We start from the raw sequence: 19,974 nt of genomic DNA on the forward strand, positions 1-19,974 counted from the left end.
AAGGGTGCGAATTGACGGGTGATTTATGCCTGCTGGGCGAATTTCCAGGCCATCTGGGCCAGCGGCTTGGCACCGGCAGCCGAGCTCACGGCCTGCGCACTGGCGGCGGTACCCATCTCTACACGCTTGGCGATGCCCTGCAGGATGGCGGCGATGCGAAACAGGTTGTAGGCCATGTAGAAATTCCAGTCTGCCTTGAGCTCTTCGGGTGTGGCCAGGCCGGTGCGCTCACAGTACAGGCGGATGTACTCGTCCTCCGTGGGAATACCCAGGCTGGCCACATCCAGCCCGCCGATGCCTCGAAATGCGCCCGGTGGAATGTGCCAGGCCATGCAGTGGTAGCTGAAGTCGGCCAGGGGATGCCCCAGCGTGGACAGCTCCCAATCCAGCACCGCCACAATGCGCGGCTCGGTCGGGTGAAACATCAGGTTGTCTAATCTGTAATCGCCGTGCACGATGCTAACCATGTGCTCAGCCCGCGCCATCGCCGGAATGTGCTGCGGCAGCCAGGCCATGAGCTGGTCCATCTCGCGAATCGGCTGGGACATGGGGCCCGCTCCGTCGGCGGAGGCGACATATTGCTTGCTCCAGCGACTGATCTGGCGGTCGAAGTAGTTGCCGGGTTTGCCGTAAGCGGCCAGGCCACGATCCACGAACTTGACTGTGTGCAGGGCGGCGATGACGCGATTCATTTCGTTGTATATCGCGCCGCGTTCAACCGTGGACATGCCCGGCAGGGTCTGATCCCAGAGGATGCGGCCCGGCATGAATTCCATGATGTAGAAGGCCCGGCCAATGACGCTTTCGTCTTCGCACAGGCAGTGCATGCGGGGCACCGGCACATCGGTGCCATGCAAGCCGCTCATGACGGCGAACTCGCGCTCAATTGCATGCGCCGAGGGCAGCAGTTTGGCCACCGGTCCGGGCTTGGCGCGCATGACGTAGCTCAGCAAAGGGGTGTTGAGTTTGTAGGTCGGGTTGGACTGCCCCCCTTTGAACGATTCCACTGTCAAAGGACCACGGAAGCCGGGCAGGTTTTGCGCCAGCCAGGTGGACAGCGCGCCAACATCAAACGCCTGTTTGTCGCTAACGGCCTGGGTGCCTGTGAAATGATCGAAATCGCTCATGGTGGGGTATGTCCTGGTTTGCTCTAGGTGTCGGCTTCAATGATGCGCATCAGGGCGTCGCGGTCGCGAATCACCAGACCACCCGGTTCGATGCGAATGGCGTCCTCGCGCTCCATGGACTTGAGTTCCTGGTTGACACGCTGGCGGGATGCGCCCAGCAACTGCGCCAGCTCTTCCTGTGCCAACTGCAGGCCGATGCGCACCTCGGAGCCATCGCTCAAAGATGGCACGCCATAACTTCGAGCCAAATGCAGCAACTGCTTGGCCAGTCGCGCCCGCAGCGGCAGGGTGTTGAGATCTTCCACCAGACCGAACAGCTGCCGAATGCGGCGTGCATGCAGCCGTAGCAGCGCTTCGTAAAGCTCGGTGTGCAGCGCCAGAATTTTCTTGAAGTCGGCTCGGGCTACGCACAAAGTCGTGGTGTCGCCATGGGCATAGGCATCGTGGGTGCGCCGGTCGCCGTCGAAGATGGCCACATCGCCAAACCAGATGCCCGGCTCCACATAGGTCAGCGTAATCTGCTTGCCCGAAATGGAGGTCGAGCTGACCCGCACGGCGCCCCGCGCACAGGCAATCCATTCGTCCGGCGACTCGCCGCGCGCTGCGATCAGTTCGCTGTCTTTGTAACGTTTGACGTAGGCGCATCGGAGAATGTCGTGTCGCAGTGAGGGTGAGAGGGTTGAGAACCAGCGACCGGAATTGATCGCCTCGCGTTCATCGATGGTAAGAATAGGATCGTCCATGGCCTGTCCTTTGGGTGACTGAAAACGTCCCCATTGTCGCGCTGGGGACGAACCGCTGGGCTAAGGGTTGTCACCTGCGCGTCTGCAGCGCGGGTATTCGAAATGCTGGACGCAGGCACACGGTAGCGGCCTGGGCGGCCAAGTATTTATTCTTCTTCGTGTAGCAGGCTCAGTCCGATGGCGCCGCGTCGGCGCAACCAGGGGCTGGGACGATAGCGCGGGTCGCCGTACACGGTTTGCATGTTGAACAGGACTTCCAGCACATTGGTAGGTCCATGTAGATTGCCCATGGCCAGCGGTCCCATCGGGTAGCCCAGACCCAGGGTCACGGCGGTTTCAAGGTCAGCGGGCGAACAGATATTTTGCTGGCACATGTCGGAGGCGATGTTGACGATGGTCGCCACCACCCGTTGGGTGACAAAGCCGCCGCTGTCCCGGATGACACTCACGGCCTTGCCGTCACGGGCCATCAGCGCATGGGCCGCCCGGCGCATGTCGGGCCGGGTCGCAGGATTGGTGGCCAACACGCGCCGCCGGGTGGTGGCATCGTCCACCAGCATGTCTATGCCGAGGGTGCGTGCCGGGTCGAGCCGTTCGACCACCGCCATGGTGGTGATGTCAAAACCAAGTGGCGCTACCAAGGTGAGGGCCAGCTCGGAGGGGGCGCTGCCGGTCTCGATTTTTGCGCCCAGGTTCTTGAGCAATAAAAGCAATTCGGCCCGACGTACTGCGCGGGGTGACACCCACACGGGCGGCATCTCGTCCACCTGTGGCGGCGCCGGTTCCAGACTGATCTGGGCGACACCGTCCTCATAGCGGTAAAAACCTTCGCCCACTTTTTTGCCAAGCATGCCCCCGGCCAGTCGCTGGGCGGTGATGACACTGGGCCGGTAACGCGGCTCTTCATAGTACTGGTGATAAACCGACTCCATCACGGGATGGGACACATCCAGTCCGGTCAGGTCCATCAGTTCAAAGGGCCCAAGTTTGAAGCCGATCTGGTCTTTCAGAATACGGTCAATGGTGGCGAAATCGGCGATACCTTCACTGACGATGCGCAGCGCCTCGGTGCCATAGCCCCGACCGGCGTGGTTGACGATGAAGCCGGGCGTATCTTGTGCCTGCACCGGCGTGTGCCCCAATTGCTTCGCGTAAGCCGCCAGGTCGGAGCAGACGCTGGCACTGGTTTTGAGCCCGGCGATGACTTCCACCACCTTCATCAAGGGGACCGGGTTGAAGAAGTGAAAGCCGGCAAACTGTGCCGGCCGCTTGAGGCGCGCCGCAATAGCGGTCACTGAAAGCGAGGAGGTATTGGTGGCCAGCACCGTGCTGGGACTGAGCTTGTCTTCGAGCTCGGCGAACAGATTCGTCTTGACCTCCAGACGCTCAACCACGGCTTCCACGATCAGATCGCAGCCGACCAGCGCCCCGAGCGTGTCCGCGCAATGCAGGCGGGATTTACAGGCACTGACCTGGGCCGCGTCCAGACGGCCTTTCTCACAGAGCTTGTCCCACTGCAAAAAAACCGTCGCCTGTGCCGCGCGTGTAGCTTCAATCTGCATATCAAACAGAAGCACGGTGCTGCCCGCCTGAGCGGCAATCTGGGCAATTCCGCGGCCCATGGCACCGGCACCAACGATGCCAACGTTAAGAAAAATGGGTTTCATGCGGAGAATTATGACGCGGTACGGCGTTGCGTTTCGTGCCGTCCATTGTGCGAATATCATGGGTGTCCGCGACTGTTTGCTTGCGGGCCAGCAGCTTCAACCCAACCTATTCAATGCCATGACTCTCAAACTCTGCGGTTTTGCGGCCAGTAATTACTACAACAAAATCAAACTCCAGTTGCTGGAGAAGGCGGTTGTTTTTGAGGAGGAACTGGTCTGGACGGGCCAGGCCCACGCCACCTTGATCGACCGATCGCCTATGGGTAAAGTGCCGTTTTTGCAAACCCGAGACGGCCCGATCTCCGAATCAATGGCCTGCGCCGAGTACATCGAGGCCGTCTACCCCCAGAACAAGCTGCTGCCCGCGGACCCGTATGCCGCAGCCAAGGTGCGCGAGTTGGTTGTCTATATCGAACTGCATCTGGAACTGGTCGCCCGCCAGCTTTATCCGGAGGCTTTTTTCGGCGGCAAAGTCAGCGACGGCACCAAAGAGCGTGCCCACAAGCTGCTGGTCCAAGGCATAGCAGCTTTTGCCAAATTGGCCAAGTTTGCGCCCTTCATCGCAGGCCCGCAATTCACGCTGGCAGACTGCGCTGCCATCGTTCACTTGCCCGTGGTGTCGAGCGCCTGCAAGATCATTTATGGGGAAGATTTGCTGGTCGCGTTGCCGGTGAAAGACTATCTCCGGGCGATGGGGGAACGAGCGACAGTGAGAACGGTCAATGCGGACCGCAAGACCAATACCGAGATTATGTTGACCACGCGTCCAAAAAAATAAGGCTGGACCCGTCTAGCGACGGACCTGCAAGGCACCCGGATTGACGATATTGGTCGGCGTGCCTTTGATGAAGTTGATCACGTTGTCAAACGCGGCACCAAAGTACATCTCATAGCTGTCCTGCTCGACATAGCCAATGTGCGGCGTGCAAATGCAGTTCTCCAGGCGCAACAGGGCATGGCCTTGCAAAATCGGTTCGGTCTCGAATACGTCGACCGCCGCCATGCCGGGTCGGCCACGGTTGAGTCCGGCGATCAAGGCGTCGGGCTCGATCAATTCGGAGCGCGACGTGTTCACCAGCAGGGCGGTGGGCTTCATGCGCGCCAGATCATCGAGCCGGACAATACTGACGGTTTCATCCACCAGCCGGAGATGCAGTGACAGCACATCACATTGCGCAAAAAACTCGTCCCGGCTGGAGGCGGCTTCAAACCCGTCCAGAAAGGCTTTTTCGCGTGAAGGTGCCCGGCCCCACACCAGCACGCGCATGCCGAAGGCCTTGCCGTAGCCTGCCACCAGCTGGCCTATCCTGCCGTAGCCCCAGATGCCGAGAGTTTTACCCTTGAGGACAGTCCCCAAGCCAAAATTTGGTGGCATGGAGCCGGCTTTCAGGCCCGATTGCTGCCAAGCGCCATGCTTGAGATTGCCGATGTACTGCGGCAGGCGACGCATGGCGGCCATGATCAGTGCCCAGGTGAGCTCTGCCGGCGCCACCGGCGAGCCGGTCCCCTCGGCCACGGCAATGCCGCGTTCGGTACAGGCGGCCACGTCAACATGCGGGCCAACCCGGCCGGTTTGCACAATGAGCTTGAGCTTGGGCAGTTTCTCGATCAGCTGGCGTGTTATATGGGTGCGCTCGCGGTTGAGCACAATCACGTCGGCATCTTTCAGTCGGACCGACAACTGGCCCAAGCCCTTGACCGTGTTGGTGTACACCTTGGCCTGGTAGGCTTCCAGCGTGGCGGCGCATTCGAGCTTTCGAACCGCGTCCTGGTAATCATCAAGAATCACAATATTCATAAAGAGTGATTGTGCCTTGGGCTTACCAGTGATTCTGACGACGGGGCTGTCTTCCTCCCGTTACGGTATGTAAATAGTGCGATTGATCCGGTTCAGTGAAGTGCCGCTTCGCGCGCCGCCAGGCGGTCCAGCTCGGCGCACACATCGGCCATGCGGCCCGAGATCACCATACGCCCCACGTTGGCGGGCGCCTGGCCGGCTTCCAGGATGCGCACGACGCGTAGCGGTCTGCATGTTGATGTCTTAGACACAGTATGAAGCTCAGCCCCTGCGCGACGGCTGTTGAGAGCTATTGAATTTATAGCAATTTCGCGACCGCGTTTGTCCAGGCGTGAGTGCGATGTGGCGGGCACGAGCCAGCGCCACAAACCCTGCAGGGGGGCCAAAACGCCGGGAACAGCAAATAATGCAGTACTCATTTGATACCTTTCTATCAATGCCTACATCAGCATGGTGTTGCGAATGAGGCCAACCGCCAGACCTTCAATTTCAAACGGTTCCCCGGGCTCAACCACAATGGTCTGGTAGTCGGGGTTTTCAGGGTGCAGTTCGATCACATCTTTGTTGCGCCTAAAGCGTTTAACGGTCACTTCATCGCCCAGGCGAGCCACCACAATCTGGCCATTTTTGGCTTCTTTGGTGGATTGCACCGCGAGCAAGTCACCGTCCATGATGCCGGCGTCTCGCATGGACATGCCGCGCACCTTGAGCAGGTAGTCCGGCTTGTGCTGGAACAGGCTGTTCTCCAGGTAATAGGTCTGGTCGATGTGTTCTTGCGCGAGAATGGGGGAGCCTGCTGCGACCCGTCCAATCAGGGGCAAGGCCAGTTGGGTCATGCCTGGCAGCGTTAGGGAGTATTGCTTGTTACGGGATTCATTGATGGAGCGCAGGGCGTCACTCTTGAGGCGGATGCCACGCGAGGTACCACTGACCAGCTCAATCACGCCTTTGCGCGCCAGGGCCTGCAAGTGCTCTTCGGCCGCGTTGGCGGACTTGAATCCCAGTTCGGAAGCGATCTCGGCCCGGGTGGGCGGGGCACCGGTGCGGGCAATGGCACTCTGGATGAGGTCCAGAATCTGTTGCTGGCGGGCTGTGAGTTTCGGGCTTTCAAGCATGGTGACTCCTTTAAAGTAGGGTAGGGTCTTACTGTCGGTCTATACACACTGTCTTGATATCCAGTAACTGTATTTTTAACCAGTTTTTGAAAGTTTGCAAGTGACGTCAACCAACGTGAATGAAAAAGTTGTTGTTTTGGGCACGGGAGGCACGATTGCCGGTACCGCGTCCAATGTTTCCGACAACATTGGGTACACCGCCGCCCAGGTGGGTGTCGACCAGTTGCTGGGCGCCATTCCCGGTCTGTCAAAGGTCTTGGCAGGCCGCTTGCTGGTGAGCGAGCAAGTTGCCCAAATCGACAGCAAGGATATGAGTTTTCCGGTCTGGCAGCAGCTGGCCTTGCGGGTGAACCATTACCTGATGCAAGCGGATGTGCGTGGCGTCGTCATCACCCACGGCACCGATACGCTGGAAGAAACCGCTTATTTTTTGCATGCCGTGCTGCCCTCGGCGCTGCTGGCCAGCAAACCGGTGGTGTTGACCTGTGCCATGCGTCCGGCCTCCAGTGCGGCGCCTGACGGTCCGCAAAACCTGATGGATGCCGTGGCCGTCACCCTAACGCCGGGGGCGTCTGGCGTGGTCGCCGTGTGTGCCGGCACCGTTCATGGGGCGGTGGATGTGCAAAAAATCCATACCTACCGGGTTGATGCCTTCAATTCGGGCGACGCGGGCCCCCTGGGTTATATCGAGGAAGGACGCGTTCGTTTGCTAAGAAATTGGCCTCTAGCCCAGGCGGCTAGTGCGCAAGTAGCTATTGAAAAACTAGCAAAAATGAGTCTCTGGCCGCGCGTGGAGATTGTGATGAACTACGCTGGCGCGAGTGGCGCCATCGTGGATGCCCTCGTTTCTCATGGGTCCCAGGCTTCGCAAAATGGCGCACAGCATTCGGATGTGGCGCCCTTGCGTGGACTGGTGGTGGCGGCCACCGGCAATGGCACCGTGCACCGCGACCTTGAAGCGGCCTTGCTCAGGGCGCACGCTGCGGGTGTGACGGTTGTGCTGGCCACCCGCTGCGCCAGCGGGCGCGTATTGCCCACGCCGGCCAGTGCCTTCCCCGATTCGCGGGGACTTTCGCCCGTGAAGGCGCGAGTGGCATTGATGCTCGCGTTGATGCGTTGATGCCGACCCGCTACGGCCGGTTGCCGCAGTGATCAGCTCGCCAGTGCGGCAAAGGCCCTGGCGGTGATCTCATCCACGCCACCGGTGCCGCTGATGGCGCGATATTTGGGGGCAGTGCTAGGGTCGGCCTTGGCCCAGTTGGCGTAATAGTCGACCAGCGGGCGGGTTTGGGCGCTGTATACGTCCAGGCGCTTCTTGACGGTTTCTTCCTTGTCGTCCGCGCGCTGAATCAGGGGTTCACCGGTGAGATCGTCCACGCCTTCAACTTTGGGCGGGTTGAACTTGACGTGGTAGGTGCGACCCGATGCCGCGTGCGAGCGGCGTCCGCTCATGCGCTCGACGATGGCCTCAAACGGCACGTCAATCTCCAGCACGTAATCGAGCTTGACGCCGGCGGCCTTCATGGCATCGGCTTGCGGGATGGTGCGTGGGAAGCCGTCAAACAGGAAGCCCGCTGCGCAGTCGGGCTGGGCAATGCGCTCCTTCACCAGGTTGATGATCAGGTCGTCGCTGACCAGACCACCTGCGTCCATCACTTTTTTGGCTTCAATGCCCAAGGGCGTGCCGGCCTTGACGGCGGCGCGCAGCATGTCACCCGTGGAGATTTGTGGAATGCCGTATTTCTGGCAGATGAATGTGGCTTGCGTGCCTTTGCCAGCGCCGGGTGCGCCCAACAGGATGAGTCTCATGGATGGCCTTAGGAATTTATTGAAATCAGGCAGTATTGCCGTGGCCTTGTCCAAGCCGACCGCAATACTTCGTTTATTTCGAGAATAGCATGCGACAGCTTCTGGCTGCCTTACAGCCGGTATTCAAGAGCCGAACAGGCGACGCACGCGCTCCAGGTCTTCGGGTGTGTCTACCCCGGGGCCGGGCGCATGCGCTGCCACGTGAACCGCAATTCGATGACCATGCCACATGGCGCGCAGCTGCTCCAGCGCTTCCGTGATCTCGATGGGGGCTTGCGGCAGGCTTGGAAACTGCCGCAAAAACCCCACCCGATAGCCATAGATGCCAATGTGACGCAAGGGCGCCGGGCTGGGCAATGTGCCTGGCTGATCCCGCCAGTAGGGGATCGGCGCACGAGAGAAATACAGGGCCAGCCCGCGTGCGTCAAGCACGACCTTGACGACATTGGGGTTGGTGAAGTCGACCCAACTGTCAATGGCGTGTGCTGCCGTGCTCATGCTGGCTTCCGGCCGCTGGGTCAGCAATTGCGCGACCGCGCCCACCAGCGAGGGATCAATCAGGGGTTCGTCACCCTGAACGTTCACCACGATTTCCTCGTCACCGAGCCCCAGCAACTGGCAGGCCTCCGCCAGCCGGTCACTGCCGGAAGGGTGGTCGGCACGGGTCAACAAGGCATCAATGCCGTGGGCCTGACAGGCGCTGATGATCGAGGGACTGTCAGCAGCCACCACCACCCGAACGCGGCCCGAAGCGCCTGTGACCGACATGACCCGCTGGGCCACCCGCACCACCATGGGCGCGCCACCGATGTCGGCCAGCGGCTTGTTGGGCAGACGGGTCGAGGCCAGCCGGGCCGGAATGAGAACGGTGAAATTCAAAGCCCGAGTTCCTCGTCGGTGAGCGTGCGTGCCTCACTCTCCAGCAGGATGGGGATGCCGTCTCGCACCGGGTAAGCGAGGCGCGCGCTGCGGGAGGTCAACTCCTGTTTTTCGCGGTCGTATTCGAGAGGTCCTTTGGTGACCGGGCAAACCAGCAGTTCAAGAAGTCGTGTGTCCATGGGGAGATGATAGCGTTGGGTTCAATCGGGTCGCCAGCAAAACTGACAGCAAGCCGTCGAGCTTGGCGAGGAAGGCCGGCTCGGGAGTGAAGACCAGGGGCACGGCCAGCGCATCGGCCTGTTGATGCCACAGCTTGACAGCGTCTTTTTCGGTACAAATCAGGGTGTAGCCCGCGTATTCATTGCGCAACCAGCTATCAAAAGAATAGTGATCCGGCAGCGCGATGGTGCGCGCCAGCGGCAGACCCTGAGCGTGCAGCATGGCAAAGAAGTCTTCTGGCTTGGCGATGGCCGCCACCGCCAGCAGGGGTCTTGCGCCACCTTGCGCCAGGTCGGCCAGTCGGACCTGGCTGCCATCGGCCCGCAGCGCGTGTCGGGCCAGTGTGCGTTGGGCGGTGAAACCGCCAAAAGCTGGTTGGGCACCGGTGTGCAGCACCAGGTCCGCCGCGCGGGGCCAGGGTTCGCGCAACGGACCGGCCGGCAGCAAAAAGCCGTTGCCGATGCCCCGGTCGTCAAAAACGCAGATTTCCAGGTCGCGCTGCAGACCCAGGTGTTGCAGGCCATCGTCACAGACGATGATTTGCGTATCCGGGTAGGCCGCCAGCAGCGCTCTCGCGGCCTCGATACGGCGGGCCGCCACAAACACGGGGACGGCGGTGGCGTGCTTGATCAGGGCCGGCTCATCGCCCACGTCCTCAATCGGGCTGTCATCCAGAACTTCGCGGCAGTCTGTTGCCTGGCGGCCATAGCCGCGCGAAATCACGCCTGCCTGCAGACCACGGGCCTGCAAATGCCGCACCAGCGCCATGACGACCGGCGTCTTGCCGGACCCGCCCGCCACCACGTTACCGACGACGATCACCAGGGCCGGCACGCGCTGAGTCTTGAACAATCCGGTGCGATACAGGCCACGTCTGAGCGCTGCGAGCGCGCCAAACAAGAGCGCGACCGGCCACAAAAGCCAAGCCAGCCAGCCCCGCCGGGTCCAGGCGCTGATCAGGATGCGCTGCAACCGGGATTGCTGCAGGGCCCCCGTCATGAATTTACTTCGACCCGACCCGGGTTGCGGACTGGGTGGCAAAGGTAATTTGGCTCAGGCCCGATCGGCGGGCGGCTTCCATCACTGTGACCACGGCCTGGTGCTTGGCGCTGGCATCGGCGCTGATGATCACCACCGATTCCTTGCCCGCCTTGGCGCCATCCAGCAGCGCTGCGGCAAGGGCATCCACGCTGCGGCCCGCCACGGATACCTTGTTGATCGCGTAGGCCCCGTCGCTGGTCACGGTGACCAGCACCTCTTTCGGGTAGTCGCGCTGTGCGTCGGCGTCGGCCACGGGCAGCGTGAGTTGCAGTTCGGTGAACTTGCTGTAGGTGGTGGACAGCATCAAGAAGATCAGCACCACCAGCAGCACGTCGATGAACGGGATCAGGTTGATTTCGGGCTCTTCACGCAGCCGGGGACGAAAATTCATGCTTGGCCTTCGTGCGGGGTCATCATTTGCGCAGGTTATTCAGGTGACGTACCAGCCGTTCGGATGCCAGTTCGAGTGTCATCAGGTACTCATCGACCCGTCCCCGAAAGTAGCGCCAGAAAATCAGGGAGGGAATGGCCACGATCAGGCCAAAGGCGGTGTTGTACAAGGCAATGGAAATGCCGTGCGCCAGCTGCGCCGGGTTGCCCCCGGTGGCGCCGCCGGCTGGCGTCTGCGAACCGAAAATCTCGATCATGCCGATGACGGTGCCAAACAGCCCCATGAGTGGCGCGGCCGACGCGATCGTGGCCAGTGCGTTGAGATAACGCTCCAGACGGTGCGCAACCACCCGGCCGGCGCCCTCCATGGAGGAACGAAGGTCGTCCTCGCTGCAGCGCGGGTCGGTATTGAGGGCCCGAAAACCACTGGCCAAGACCTCGCCCAAGGCAGAGTTTTGCTCCAGTTGCGTCACTACATCTGGCGCCGGCACGGAAGCGCGCGAAACACTCAACACCTCGTCGAGCAATTTGGGGGGTGCTATCTTGGCGGTCTTGAGGCTGACAAAGCGCTCGATGACGAGGGCCAAGGCCAGGATGGAGCAGGCAACCAGTGGCCAGATCGGCCAGCCTGCGGCTTGTATGATTGAAAACAAATGGAATCTCCGCGCAGATGAAAAGCCGCGCAATTATCGCCCAAGCCTCCGTAATTGCCGAAGCATTGGCGCTGGTTCGTGTCGCATCCTGCAGCGTTACATTTGCTTGCACTTGACCCCAGATTCTGTGGATAACTTTGTGGGCAAGTGGCTTGCGATGTAATGCAAAGCCACGGCGGGCTTGGCTTATGACAGATTGCTGACAAATTAGGCAATGAAATATTCAATGAAATCAATGACATATACCATGGGATCAAGCAAGCAGCGGGTTGCTTCGCGTCCAAGCTGGCAGTGGCAACTGCTGTGGAGAATTCATTCCTTCAATTCCGCCGAAACCCTTGTTGCCATTGATGTTTGAGCCCCAATCTCCCGTATTGACGCCACGAATCTGGCAAGTTGGGGCGCTGTGCCGCGCCATTGCTGACGCGCTGGATGCCAGATTTAACCCGGTCGCCGTGCGCGGCGAGATTTCGGGCTTTTCCCGCGCGTCCAGCGGGCATTGCTATTTTTCCCTGAAGGACGAAAGTGGCCAGATTCGCTGCGCCATGTTTCGCCGTGCCGCTACCTTGCTGGATTTTTCTCCACGCGATGGTGAACTGGTCGAGGTCCGTGGTCGCTTGGGCGTGTACGAACCCCGCGGTGACCTGCAGCTGATTGTGGAAAGCGTGATCCGGGCCGGGCAGGGTGCGTTGTTTGAACAGTTTCTCAAGCTCAAGGCCAAACTGGAAGCCGAGGGTCTGTTTGACACCGCCCGCAAACGCCCGCTGCCGATGATGCCGCGTGGCATTGGCGTGGTGACCTCGCTGGGTGCCGCGGCGCTGCACGATGTGATGACGGCCTTGCAGCGGCGTGTGCCACACATTCCTGTGGTGGTGGCGCCCGCCTCGGTCCAAGGCGGCAACGCGCCGGCGGAGTTGATCAGGGCGCTATCAAACTTATATCTACTCACGCCCGAGGTACGGGGGCTAGAGCCTGATTTAGCTAAAAAAACAAGAAAAAAGGCCGATGATTCTGCCCCGGTCATCGACGTGATTCTGCTGGTGCGGGGCGGCGGCTCGATTGAGGATTTGTGGGCTTTCAACGACGAGCAACTGGCACGCACCATGCTGCAAAGTCCGGTGCCCATCATCTGTGGTGTGGGGCACGAGACCGACTTCTCCATTGCCGATTTTGTGGCCGACCTGCGGGCCCCAACCCCCACCGCCGCAGCCGAGCTGGTCGCACAACCGCGCGAAGTCTGGCTAGGCGCCATCGATGGCGCGGCGCGGCGCCTGCAGGACGCGGTGTTGCGGCGCCTCGACCAGCAAAGTCAGCGTCTTGACTTGACCTCTTCCCGATTGGGCCGACCATCCGCACTGGTCGGCCGGCAACGCCTGCGACTGGCAGCCAGCGCACAGCGACTGCAGTCCTCGTCACTCCATTTTTTGAAGCAGAGGCAGCAGGATCTGCAACGCCTGCAGAACGCTTTGCCAGACGCGATGCAGCGGACATTAAGCCGCCGGGACGAGCGGCTGCAGCGAGCGGCGCTGCGCCTGGGCTTGCTGGACCCGACTCTGGTGTTGCAGCGCGGCTATGCCTGGCTGACCAGCGCCGAAGGCAAAACCATTACCAGCGTGCGGCAAACCCAAGTTGGTCAACTGGTGCGGGGCAGCCTTGCAGATGGCACGGTTGAATTGACAGTGGTAAAAATCGATTAAGCTAAGTTTCTACAATCAAAATTTTTCGTTCAACCAACTCAAGAGGTCATCATGGAACACACCCTGCCCCCCCTGCCGTACGCAATTGACGCCCTGGCGCCGAGCTACTCCCAGGAAACCCTGGAATACCACCATGGCAAGCACCACAACGCTTATGTCGTCAACCTGAACAACCTGCAAAAAGGCACTGAGTTTGAGAGCATGACGCTGGAAGAGATCATCAAGAAGTCCAGCGGCGGCATCTACAACAACTCGGCGCAAATCTGGAACCACACGTTCTTCTGGAACTGCATGAAGCCCAGCGGCGGTGGCGAGCCAAGCGGTGCGCTGGCGGCCGCCATCAATGCCAAGTGGGGCTCTTATGCTGCGTTCAAGGACGCCTTCGTGAAGTCCGCCGTAGGCAACTTCGGTTCCGGCTGGACCTGGCTGGTGAAGAAGGTGGATGGCTCGGTGGATATCGTCAACATGGGCGCCGCCGGTACACCGCTGACCACGGCCGACAAGGCCCTGCTGACGGTGGACGTGTGGGAGCACGCTTACTACATCGACTACCGCAATATGCGCCCCAAGTATGTCGAAACCTTCCTTGACAAGCTGGTGAACTGGAGCTTTGCCGAAGCCAACTTCGCCTGAGTTTCACCGTCATCAAAAAAGCCACCGTGATGCGGTGGCTTTTTTATGCCTCATTGGCCTCTGGCGCTTAAGAGTAGGGCGCATGATGCTATCTATAGGGTAGCATCACTTGGTCTCAAACGGTTTCCCGCCAAGCTTGAATCCGGCCTTGATTCCCTTTTTGGCGAACCAGCCCTGGTTCATTTCCAGCACATAGCGAACCGGCTGCGCGGAACAATGCGAATCGGTGGTCTGTGGTTTCATGTCGGCCAGGTTGACAATGGTGCCGTCGTCCGCCACAAAGGCTGCGCTCAAGGGCAGCACCGTGTTTTTCATCCAGAAGCACTGCTGAGCCGCCTGTTCGAATACAAACAACATGCCTTCGGAAGTCGGCATGTCTTTGCGGAACATGAGTCCGATCGATCGTTGTTCGGGGGTTGCAGCCACTTGCGTGTCTATCAGGTGCATGCCCGCCGACAGCTTGACGCGCTGAAGATCCATTTGCGGTGCGTTTTGCGCGTAGCTTGAATGGCCCAGGGTGAGGGCCAATCCGAGAAGTCCAATAGAGATGTGTTTCATAGGTACATTTTGACGTAACTATCAAAAAGATTCAGCCATAAAAAATGCCCGCTTCAAGCGGGCATTTTTCGATCAAAGCGCCAAGAATTAGTTCTTGGCTGCTCTTTACTTGGCAGCAGCGGGGGCTGAAGCAGCGGCCTTCTTGGCGGCAGCTTTTTCAGCTTTAGCAGCTTTGGCAGCAGCAACTTTTTCGGCCTTGGCGGCCTTGGCAGCAGCGGCTTTTTCAGCTTTTGCAGCCTTGGCGGCAGCCGCTTTTTCGGCTTTGGCGGCCTTGGCATCTACCTTGGCGGGGGCAGCAGCAGACGCGGCGGCAGCGGGGGCTGCAACAGCAGCGGGTGCAGCAGGTGCTGCAGCTTTGGCAGGTGCCGACGCTTGAGCGAATGCGCCAGCGGCGAAGAGACCAGCAACCAAAACGGCGAGAAGTTTGTTCATTTGCAATTTCCTTGAGATATCGGTATTTCGAAACTCCTTCCATGCATTGGAAGGTCTGTCCGTAACGGGGTTGATTTGCCCCGGGTTGACAGAAATTGGTAATTATTTGGGACTAAAATTTAAAAGCGTCTTCGAACCAGGCGGAAGCAGCATTTTTGTTTGGTTCCAGCACCCAAAATCGCGCAAATTGAACCCATTCATGGAGACCTCACTACATGTACCAGCACATCAAGGTGCCCTCAGAAGGCCAAAAAATTACCGTCAATGCGGACTTTTCACTCAACGTGCCTGATCAGCCGATCATTCCGTTCATTGAAGGCGATGGCACTGGTCTGGATATCACGCCAGTGATGCTCAAGGTCGTTGATGCGGCTGTGGCCAAGGCATACGGTGGCAAGAAGAAAATTCACTGGATGGAAGTCTATGCCGGTGAAAAGTCCACCAATGTGTACGGTCCCGATGTGTGGCTGCCAGAAGAAACCATCAAAGTCCTGCGCGAGTATGTCGTGTCCATCAAAGGTCCGCTGACCACGCCTGTCGGCGGTGGTATTCGCTCACTCAATGTGGCGCTTCGCCAGGAATTGGACTTGTATGTTTGCCTGCGACCGATCCAGTACTTTGACGGCGTGCCCAGCCCGGTGAAAGAGCCCCACAAGACGAACATGGTGATCTTCCGTGAAAACTCCGAAGACATTTATGCCGGTATCGAATTTGAAGCTGAGTCCGACAAGGCCAAGAAGTTGATCAAGTTCCTGCAAGATGAAATGGGTGTCACCAAGATCCGCTTCCCGAACACATCCGGCATTGGCATCAAGCCAGTTTCGCGCGAAGGCACTGAACGCCTGGTACGCAAGGCACTTCAGTACACGATCGACAATGACAAGCCTAGCCTGACTATCGTGCACAAGGGCAACATCATGAAGTTCACCGAAGGCGGCTTCCGTGACTGGGCTTACGGTCTGGCTCAAAAGGAGTTTGGCGCCGAGTTGATTGATGGCGGCCCCTGGATGAAATTCAAAAATCCAAAAACGGGCAAGGACATCATCGTCAAGGACGTGATTGCCGACGCATTCCTGCAGCAAATTTTGTTGCGTCCTGCGGAATACAGCGTGATTGCAACGCTCAACCTCAACGGCGACTACGTATCCGACGCGCTGGCGGCTCAAGTGGGTGGCATTGGTATTGCCCCAGGCGCCAATTTGTCTGACTCCGTAGCCTGTTTTGAAGCAACCCACGGGACGGCGCCCAAATACGCGGGCAAAGATTATGTCAACCCCGGCTCCGAAATCCTGTCTGCCGAGATGATGCTGCGGCATATGGGCTGGTTTGAGGCAGCGGACCTGATCATCAGCTCGATGAAAAAGTCAATTGACAGCAAGAAAGTTACCTATGATTTTGCCCGCTTGATGGATGGCGCGACGCAAGTCAGCTGTTCTGGCTTTGGTCAAGTAATGATCGACAACATGTGATCCTGTCCCCCGACGTCTCATAACGTCCTGTAAGCCCTTGATTTTCCTAGTGAAATTCAAGGGCTTTTGTTTTAGCTCGTCCCATACGTAATCACGAAATCCCTTCATTTGTTAGGGCAATCGTAAGGGTAATCCGTAAGGAAATCCTTCAAATTCCTCACTTGTGAGGAACGTAACTTGGACTGGCTAGGACACCATGAGACACACAAACTACACCCTTTCACCGACCCGAATCAACAATGCCAAGCCGAAGGCGAAGCCTTACAAGCTGACCGATGGCGGTGGGCTGTACCTGCTCATCATTCCCAGCGGCGCGAAGAGTTGGCGTTACCAGTACAAACTGGGATGCACCCGAGGCGAGGTATCGATCGGGAAATTTCCAGAGATTGGCGTCGCTGACGCCCGGGACCGCCACTTCGAGTGCCGGGCCATGGTTGAACGCGGAGAAGATCCTGCCGAACTTCGGCGTAAGGAGCTGGAGGAGCGTAAAGATCGAAATCTGAAAGCCAAGCAAGGTGGCGATGATGATTTCGAGGCATTCTCCAAGCGGTGGATCACTGAGCGGTTGAAAACAAAGTCAAAGACTTATCGAGCGCAGATTGAATCGCGACTGGAGCGGTTTGTCTGGCCGGAGATTGGCGCAAAAGCATTGAATACGGTCAAACCCCTGCATGTTTTGGCCATCATCGAGGCGCGGCGTGCCACCCCCAATACGGCGGAGGGGGTGCGCATCATCATTCAACAGGTCTACAACTACGCCATCCAGAAACTGCTGGTAGAGGTCAATCCCGCGCTCCCTTTGCGCGGCGTGATCGAAGTGCCAGCTGCGGCACATCACAAGCACCTGAAAGAGGCAGAACTCGGTGCCTTTTGGCGATCCGTGGAAAAGCAGGGGGCTCATTTCGTCACCATTGCGGCAACCAAGATGCTGATGTATAGCATGTGCCGAAAGTCGGAGGTCCTGCGCGCAACGTGGGATGAAATTGACTTGGATAAGGCTGTTTGGGAGATCCCAGCCGGTCGGATGAAGATGAAGCAGCCGCATCGGGTGTACCTGTCCAGTCAGGCACTCGAAATATTCAGGTTTCTCAAGGCGATTGGTGAGGCGCGGGGCTATGTTTTTCCATCGGTGTTGCGCGGGGCGGTTCCTCTTGGCGATGTCACGCTGAATCATTTTTTCAAACGCCTTGATTTTGGCGTCGAGGAATTTTCCCCGCATGGCACACGGGGGACTGCGGCGACTCTCCTGCGAGAGCATGGGTTTGGTCGGGAAGTTGTCGAACTGCTGCTTGCCCATGCGGAGCGAAACCATACCGCAGCGGCTTACCATCATCACGAACTGCCAGAGGAGCGGCGCCGGGCTCTTCAATACCTTGCCGATCAGATTGATCGGCTTGCCGCGACCAGTGCAGTCGATCAGCAGAAGGTCGCAGAAACAGTCCAACAATCATCTTTGTTGTATACAGGGACAGAAGGCTGATCGGTGCAGATGTTGAAGGGCGGTGCTCGCTCTGCCTCTACGATGAATATTTTTAGAATTCAATCGCGAAATTTGAGTTTCTGGCAACGCCTGTCTGCCTTGATTTCCTTTTTTATTTTGTATAAAATTTTGTACAATCGGAAGTGCCATGAGTCGCCATGAAGCAGACAAAGAGATTCGCTGACTAGGGTCCTCATATGGAGACTTATTGGCGTTTCCCAGCGAACCCAGGAAAAAGGCTGGTTTTCAGTTGGGTAAAGTGCAAGCTGGCTTGGAGCCGGAGGACTGGAAGCCGTTTGACGATGTGGGCGCGGGTACGAAAGAAATCCGCATTAAAGACAGTCAGGGCATTTACCGTGTCATGTACGTCGCGAAGTTCGAAGAAGCTGTGTATGTCCTGCATTGCTTCCAGAAAAAGACGGAAGCGACGACCAAACATGACAAAGACATCGCCGAGGCACGCTACCGTGCCGTTGTGAGAGAAAGAAAGGCCAAGAAATGACGATTGATATCAAAGTCCGTCACGTTACGAAGCCCGGGGTGAACCTGTTTCGTGAATTGGGATTTGCTCCAGATGAAGCTGATAGGCTCCAGATGGAATCGCAACAGCAGATCAATGACACGAAGGTGCTGAAAGAGCAGTTGATGGTTGAATTATCCAGATGGATCGCAGACAACCATCTGAAACAGGCTGATGCAGCGGAAATTTTGATGGTTTCACGGCCGCGAGTGTCAGACGTGGTGAACATGAAGGTTAGCAAGTTCACAATAGACACACTGGTCAATATGTTGAGTCGTGTGGGGAAGCCGGTTCGGTTGGCTATTGGGTAAAAGTGCGCCACAAGCGTAAGACCAATATTGTGTGTTGCATGGACAATAAAAGAATAGGTTTTGCGAAGATTGTTCAAGGCCTCGAAAATATTCGATCTCTCAATAAAAAAACAAGGCTTAACTGGTGCTACTTCTTCATCTTTCAGATATTCATTTTCGAAGGGAGGAAATTGGGACTCCAATGGACCCCAATTGTCACCTTCGCAACGAACTCCTCCGCGATGCCGAGAATATGTGCCAGCGTTTGGGCAAGGCACCATCCGCAATATTAATTTCTGGAGACATCGCGTACGCCGCTCATGCCGACGAGTATGCGTTCGCGCTCTCATGGCTTGAAAAACTGGCCACGAACTGCGGCACCACGACCGAGAGCGTTTTCGTCATTCCAGGTAATCATGATGTCGTTCGAAGCATGGCGTCTAAACCAATGGTTCAGGCGCTTCATGAACAAATCAAATCCACAAATCCGTTATTCCTCGATGGAGTACTGCGGGGACTTCTTCTTGACTCAGAGACGAGTCGAGTACTGTATGCGCCTCTAGATGAATTTAATCTGTTTGCGGGTCAATTTTTTTGCGACGTGAGCGCGCCGATGCAGACAATTGCCAGACGAGATTTGAAATTGAACGATGGGTCAACTTTACGACTCACTGGGTTGAATTCCGCAATTGTCTCAAGTCATGCCGACAAGGCTGGCGACTTGTATGTCGACCCTGCTTGCTTCCAGATAATAAGGGAGCGTGGTGTAGAACATGTGGCCCTTTGCCATCATCCGTTCACATGGCTCAAGAATGGAGAAGTATTGAAAGACCACCTCAACGATGTTGTGCGAATTCAATTGTTTGGTCATGAGCATACAAGCCGAATCGAACAACATCATGACTCCGTTCGCATCTCGGCCAGTGCTGCTCACCCTGATCGCACCGAACCTGGCTGGGAACCGGGCTATAACCTCATCGAATTGGAAGTAAACAATTCTGGTCCGGAACGTCAACTCATCGTAACCGCACATATCCGAATCTGGCAATCCAGGCCCGGGCAGTTTCGAGCCAAGATGAAAGGTGATAAAGATGTTTTTCAGCAAAAATTCAGTCTTGATGGTTGGACAGCAACCCCAGCGCAAGCAGCCGGCACAGCAAGCACTACGGAGTCGGCACATTCTGAAGTCGACGGTCCGACGGTGGAGCTACAAACCGCAGGGAGAGACCCCATGGATACACTGCGAAACATCAGCGTACGTTTTTTCAAGCTAACTTTTAGTCAAAAATCTGCAATCGCAGGGAAGTTAGGTCTGCTTGAGGATGAAGACTTGAATCAGCCTGATTTTGTCCGTTTCCGTCGCGTGTTCGAGCGCGCTCGGGATCGAAATTTGATTGGTGACTTGGATACTGAAATCACCGCAGCGACAGCAATGGTCAGTAAAAATAAATGAG

The 19,974-nt window shown here is 57.8% G+C and carries 23 protein-coding genes; 9 read left to right on the forward strand and 14 right to left on the reverse strand.

Features of this window, described 5'->3' with window-relative positions; translation table 11 throughout:
• Nucleotides 1-23: 23 nt before the first annotated feature.
• The 3 genes from C5P05_RS18530 to C5P05_RS18540 all read right to left on the reverse strand — a co-directional run bounded on the left by C5P05_RS18530 (nucleotide 24) and on the right by C5P05_RS18540 (nucleotide 3,537).
• The gene (locus C5P05_RS18530) at nucleotides 24-1,127 is read right to left on the reverse strand and encodes a phosphotransferase (protein ID WP_114971298.1); all 1,104 of its coding nucleotides are present in this window, start codon (nucleotides 1,125-1,127) and stop codon (nucleotides 24-26) included.
• Nucleotides 1,128-1,150: 23 nt separating this feature from the next.
• Nucleotides 1,151-1,870, reverse strand: a complete 720-nt coding sequence (locus C5P05_RS18535) for a Crp/Fnr family transcriptional regulator (protein WP_114971299.1) — start codon at nucleotides 1,868-1,870, stop codon at nucleotides 1,151-1,153.
• Nucleotides 1,871-2,016: 146 nt separating this feature from the next.
• Complete coding sequence (locus C5P05_RS18540) at nucleotides 2,017-3,537, reverse strand: 3-hydroxyacyl-CoA dehydrogenase (protein WP_114971300.1); 1,521 nt, start codon at nucleotides 3,535-3,537, stop codon at nucleotides 2,017-2,019.
• 118 nt (nucleotides 3,538-3,655) lie between these two features.
• Here C5P05_RS18540 and C5P05_RS18545 point away from each other — a divergent pair, with 118 nt between their 5' ends.
• Nucleotides 3,656-4,315 (forward strand): glutathione S-transferase, encoded by a 660-nt coding sequence (locus tag C5P05_RS18545; RefSeq protein ID WP_114971415.1) that lies wholly within the window; start codon nucleotides 3,656-3,658, stop codon nucleotides 4,313-4,315.
• Nucleotides 4,316-4,327: 12 nt separating this feature from the next.
• Here C5P05_RS18545 and C5P05_RS18550 read toward each other — a convergent pair whose 3' ends face one another.
• From C5P05_RS18550 to lexA, 3 genes are all read right to left on the reverse strand, one after another.
• Nucleotides 4,328-5,335 (reverse strand): D-2-hydroxyacid dehydrogenase family protein, encoded by a 1,008-nt coding sequence (locus C5P05_RS18550; RefSeq protein ID WP_114971301.1) that lies wholly within the window; start codon nucleotides 5,333-5,335, stop codon nucleotides 4,328-4,330.
• A gap of 92 nt (nucleotides 5,336-5,427) precedes the next feature.
• Nucleotides 5,428-5,586 carry a hypothetical protein gene (locus tag C5P05_RS34605; RefSeq protein WP_232834565.1) on the reverse strand — a complete coding sequence of 53 codons (159 nt, stop codon included), beginning with the start codon at nucleotides 5,584-5,586 and terminating at the stop codon, nucleotides 5,428-5,430.
• Between the two features lie 189 nt (nucleotides 5,587-5,775).
• Entirely contained in the window at nucleotides 5,776-6,450 is a 675-nt protein-coding gene (gene lexA / locus C5P05_RS18560) for a transcriptional repressor LexA (protein ID WP_114971303.1), read from the reverse strand.
• 100 nt (nucleotides 6,451-6,550) lie between these two features.
• Between lexA and C5P05_RS18565 the strand changes: the two genes are divergently transcribed.
• Nucleotides 6,551-7,570 (forward strand): asparaginase, encoded by a 1,020-nt coding sequence (locus C5P05_RS18565; RefSeq protein WP_232834566.1) that lies wholly within the window; start codon nucleotides 6,551-6,553, stop codon nucleotides 7,568-7,570.
• Between the two features lie 32 nt (nucleotides 7,571-7,602).
• Here C5P05_RS18565 and adk read toward each other — a convergent pair whose 3' ends face one another.
• From adk to C5P05_RS18595, 6 genes are all read right to left on the reverse strand, one after another.
• Nucleotides 7,603-8,259, reverse strand: a complete 657-nt coding sequence (gene adk, locus C5P05_RS18570) for an adenylate kinase (protein WP_114971304.1) — start codon at nucleotides 8,257-8,259, stop codon at nucleotides 7,603-7,605.
• 123 nt (nucleotides 8,260-8,382) lie between these two features.
• Nucleotides 8,383-9,138, reverse strand: coding sequence for a 3-deoxy-manno-octulosonate cytidylyltransferase (kdsB, locus tag C5P05_RS18575; RefSeq protein WP_114971305.1), 756 nt, complete (start codon nucleotides 9,136-9,138; stop codon nucleotides 8,383-8,385).
• Nucleotides 9,135-9,317 (reverse strand): Trm112 family protein, encoded by a 183-nt coding sequence (locus C5P05_RS18580; RefSeq protein ID WP_114971306.1) that lies wholly within the window; start codon nucleotides 9,315-9,317, stop codon nucleotides 9,135-9,137. Before C5P05_RS18580 ends, kdsB begins: the two co-directional genes overlap by 4 nt.
• Complete coding sequence (gene lpxK, locus C5P05_RS18585) at nucleotides 9,298-10,356, reverse strand: tetraacyldisaccharide 4'-kinase (protein ID WP_114971307.1); 1,059 nt, start codon at nucleotides 10,354-10,356, stop codon at nucleotides 9,298-9,300. Before lpxK ends, C5P05_RS18580 begins: the two co-directional genes overlap by 20 nt.
• 4 nt (nucleotides 10,357-10,360) lie before the next feature.
• The gene (locus C5P05_RS18590; RefSeq protein WP_114971308.1) at nucleotides 10,361-10,789 is read right to left on the reverse strand and encodes an ExbD/TolR family protein; all 429 of its coding nucleotides are present in this window, start codon (nucleotides 10,787-10,789) and stop codon (nucleotides 10,361-10,363) included.
• A gap of 22 nt (nucleotides 10,790-10,811) precedes the next feature.
• Nucleotides 10,812-11,441, reverse strand: a complete 630-nt coding sequence (locus tag C5P05_RS18595) for a MotA/TolQ/ExbB proton channel family protein (RefSeq protein ID WP_114971309.1) — start codon at nucleotides 11,439-11,441, stop codon at nucleotides 10,812-10,814.
• A gap of 350 nt (nucleotides 11,442-11,791) precedes the next feature.
• Between C5P05_RS18595 and xseA the strand changes: the two genes are divergently transcribed.
• The gene (gene xseA, locus C5P05_RS18600) at nucleotides 11,792-13,138 is read left to right on the forward strand and encodes an exodeoxyribonuclease VII large subunit (RefSeq protein ID WP_114971310.1); all 1,347 of its coding nucleotides are present in this window, start codon (nucleotides 11,792-11,794) and stop codon (nucleotides 13,136-13,138) included.
• A gap of 51 nt (nucleotides 13,139-13,189) precedes the next feature.
• A complete protein-coding gene (locus C5P05_RS18605; RefSeq protein WP_114971311.1) occupies nucleotides 13,190-13,771 on the forward strand; it encodes a superoxide dismutase in 582 nt (193 codons plus the stop codon).
• A 105-nt stretch (nucleotides 13,772-13,876) separates the two neighbouring features.
• On the opposite strand, the gene C5P05_RS18610 is transcribed toward C5P05_RS18605, so the two are convergent.
• Nucleotides 13,877-14,329 (reverse strand): DUF192 domain-containing protein, encoded by a 453-nt coding sequence (locus C5P05_RS18610; RefSeq protein WP_114971312.1) that lies wholly within the window; start codon nucleotides 14,327-14,329, stop codon nucleotides 13,877-13,879.
• Nucleotides 14,330-14,434: 105 nt separating this feature from the next.
• Nucleotides 14,435-14,761, reverse strand: a complete 327-nt coding sequence (locus C5P05_RS18615) for a cell envelope biogenesis protein TolA (protein WP_114971313.1) — start codon at nucleotides 14,759-14,761, stop codon at nucleotides 14,435-14,437.
• A gap of 215 nt (nucleotides 14,762-14,976) precedes the next feature.
• Here C5P05_RS18615 and icd point away from each other — a divergent pair, with 215 nt between their 5' ends.
• From icd to C5P05_RS18640, 5 genes are all read left to right on the forward strand, one after another.
• Nucleotides 14,977-16,230 (forward strand): NADP-dependent isocitrate dehydrogenase, encoded by a 1,254-nt coding sequence (icd, locus tag C5P05_RS18620; protein WP_114971314.1) that lies wholly within the window; start codon nucleotides 14,977-14,979, stop codon nucleotides 16,228-16,230.
• Between the two features lie 196 nt (nucleotides 16,231-16,426).
• Nucleotides 16,427-17,710, forward strand: a complete 1,284-nt coding sequence (locus C5P05_RS18625; protein ID WP_114971315.1) for a tyrosine-type recombinase/integrase — start codon at nucleotides 16,427-16,429, stop codon at nucleotides 17,708-17,710.
• A 208-nt stretch (nucleotides 17,711-17,918) separates the two neighbouring features.
• A complete protein-coding gene (locus C5P05_RS18630) occupies nucleotides 17,919-18,212 on the forward strand; it encodes a type II toxin-antitoxin system RelE/ParE family toxin (protein WP_232834567.1) in 294 nt (97 codons plus the stop codon).
• Nucleotides 18,209-18,541 carry a helix-turn-helix domain-containing protein gene (locus C5P05_RS18635; RefSeq protein ID WP_114971316.1) on the forward strand — a complete coding sequence of 111 codons (333 nt, stop codon included), beginning with the start codon at nucleotides 18,209-18,211 and terminating at the stop codon, nucleotides 18,539-18,541. The genes C5P05_RS18630 and C5P05_RS18635 overlap by 4 nt, the downstream gene beginning before the upstream one ends.
• A 124-nt stretch (nucleotides 18,542-18,665) precedes the next feature.
• Nucleotides 18,666-19,973 (forward strand): metallophosphoesterase, encoded by a 1,308-nt coding sequence (locus tag C5P05_RS18640; RefSeq protein WP_114971317.1) that lies wholly within the window; start codon nucleotides 18,666-18,668, stop codon nucleotides 19,971-19,973.
• Nucleotide 19,974: the final 1 nt, after the last annotated feature.

Source organism: Rhodoferax ferrireducens (genome assembly GCF_003347515.1).
Taxonomy (GTDB): domain Bacteria; phylum Pseudomonadota; class Gammaproteobacteria; order Burkholderiales; family Burkholderiaceae_C; genus Rhodoferax.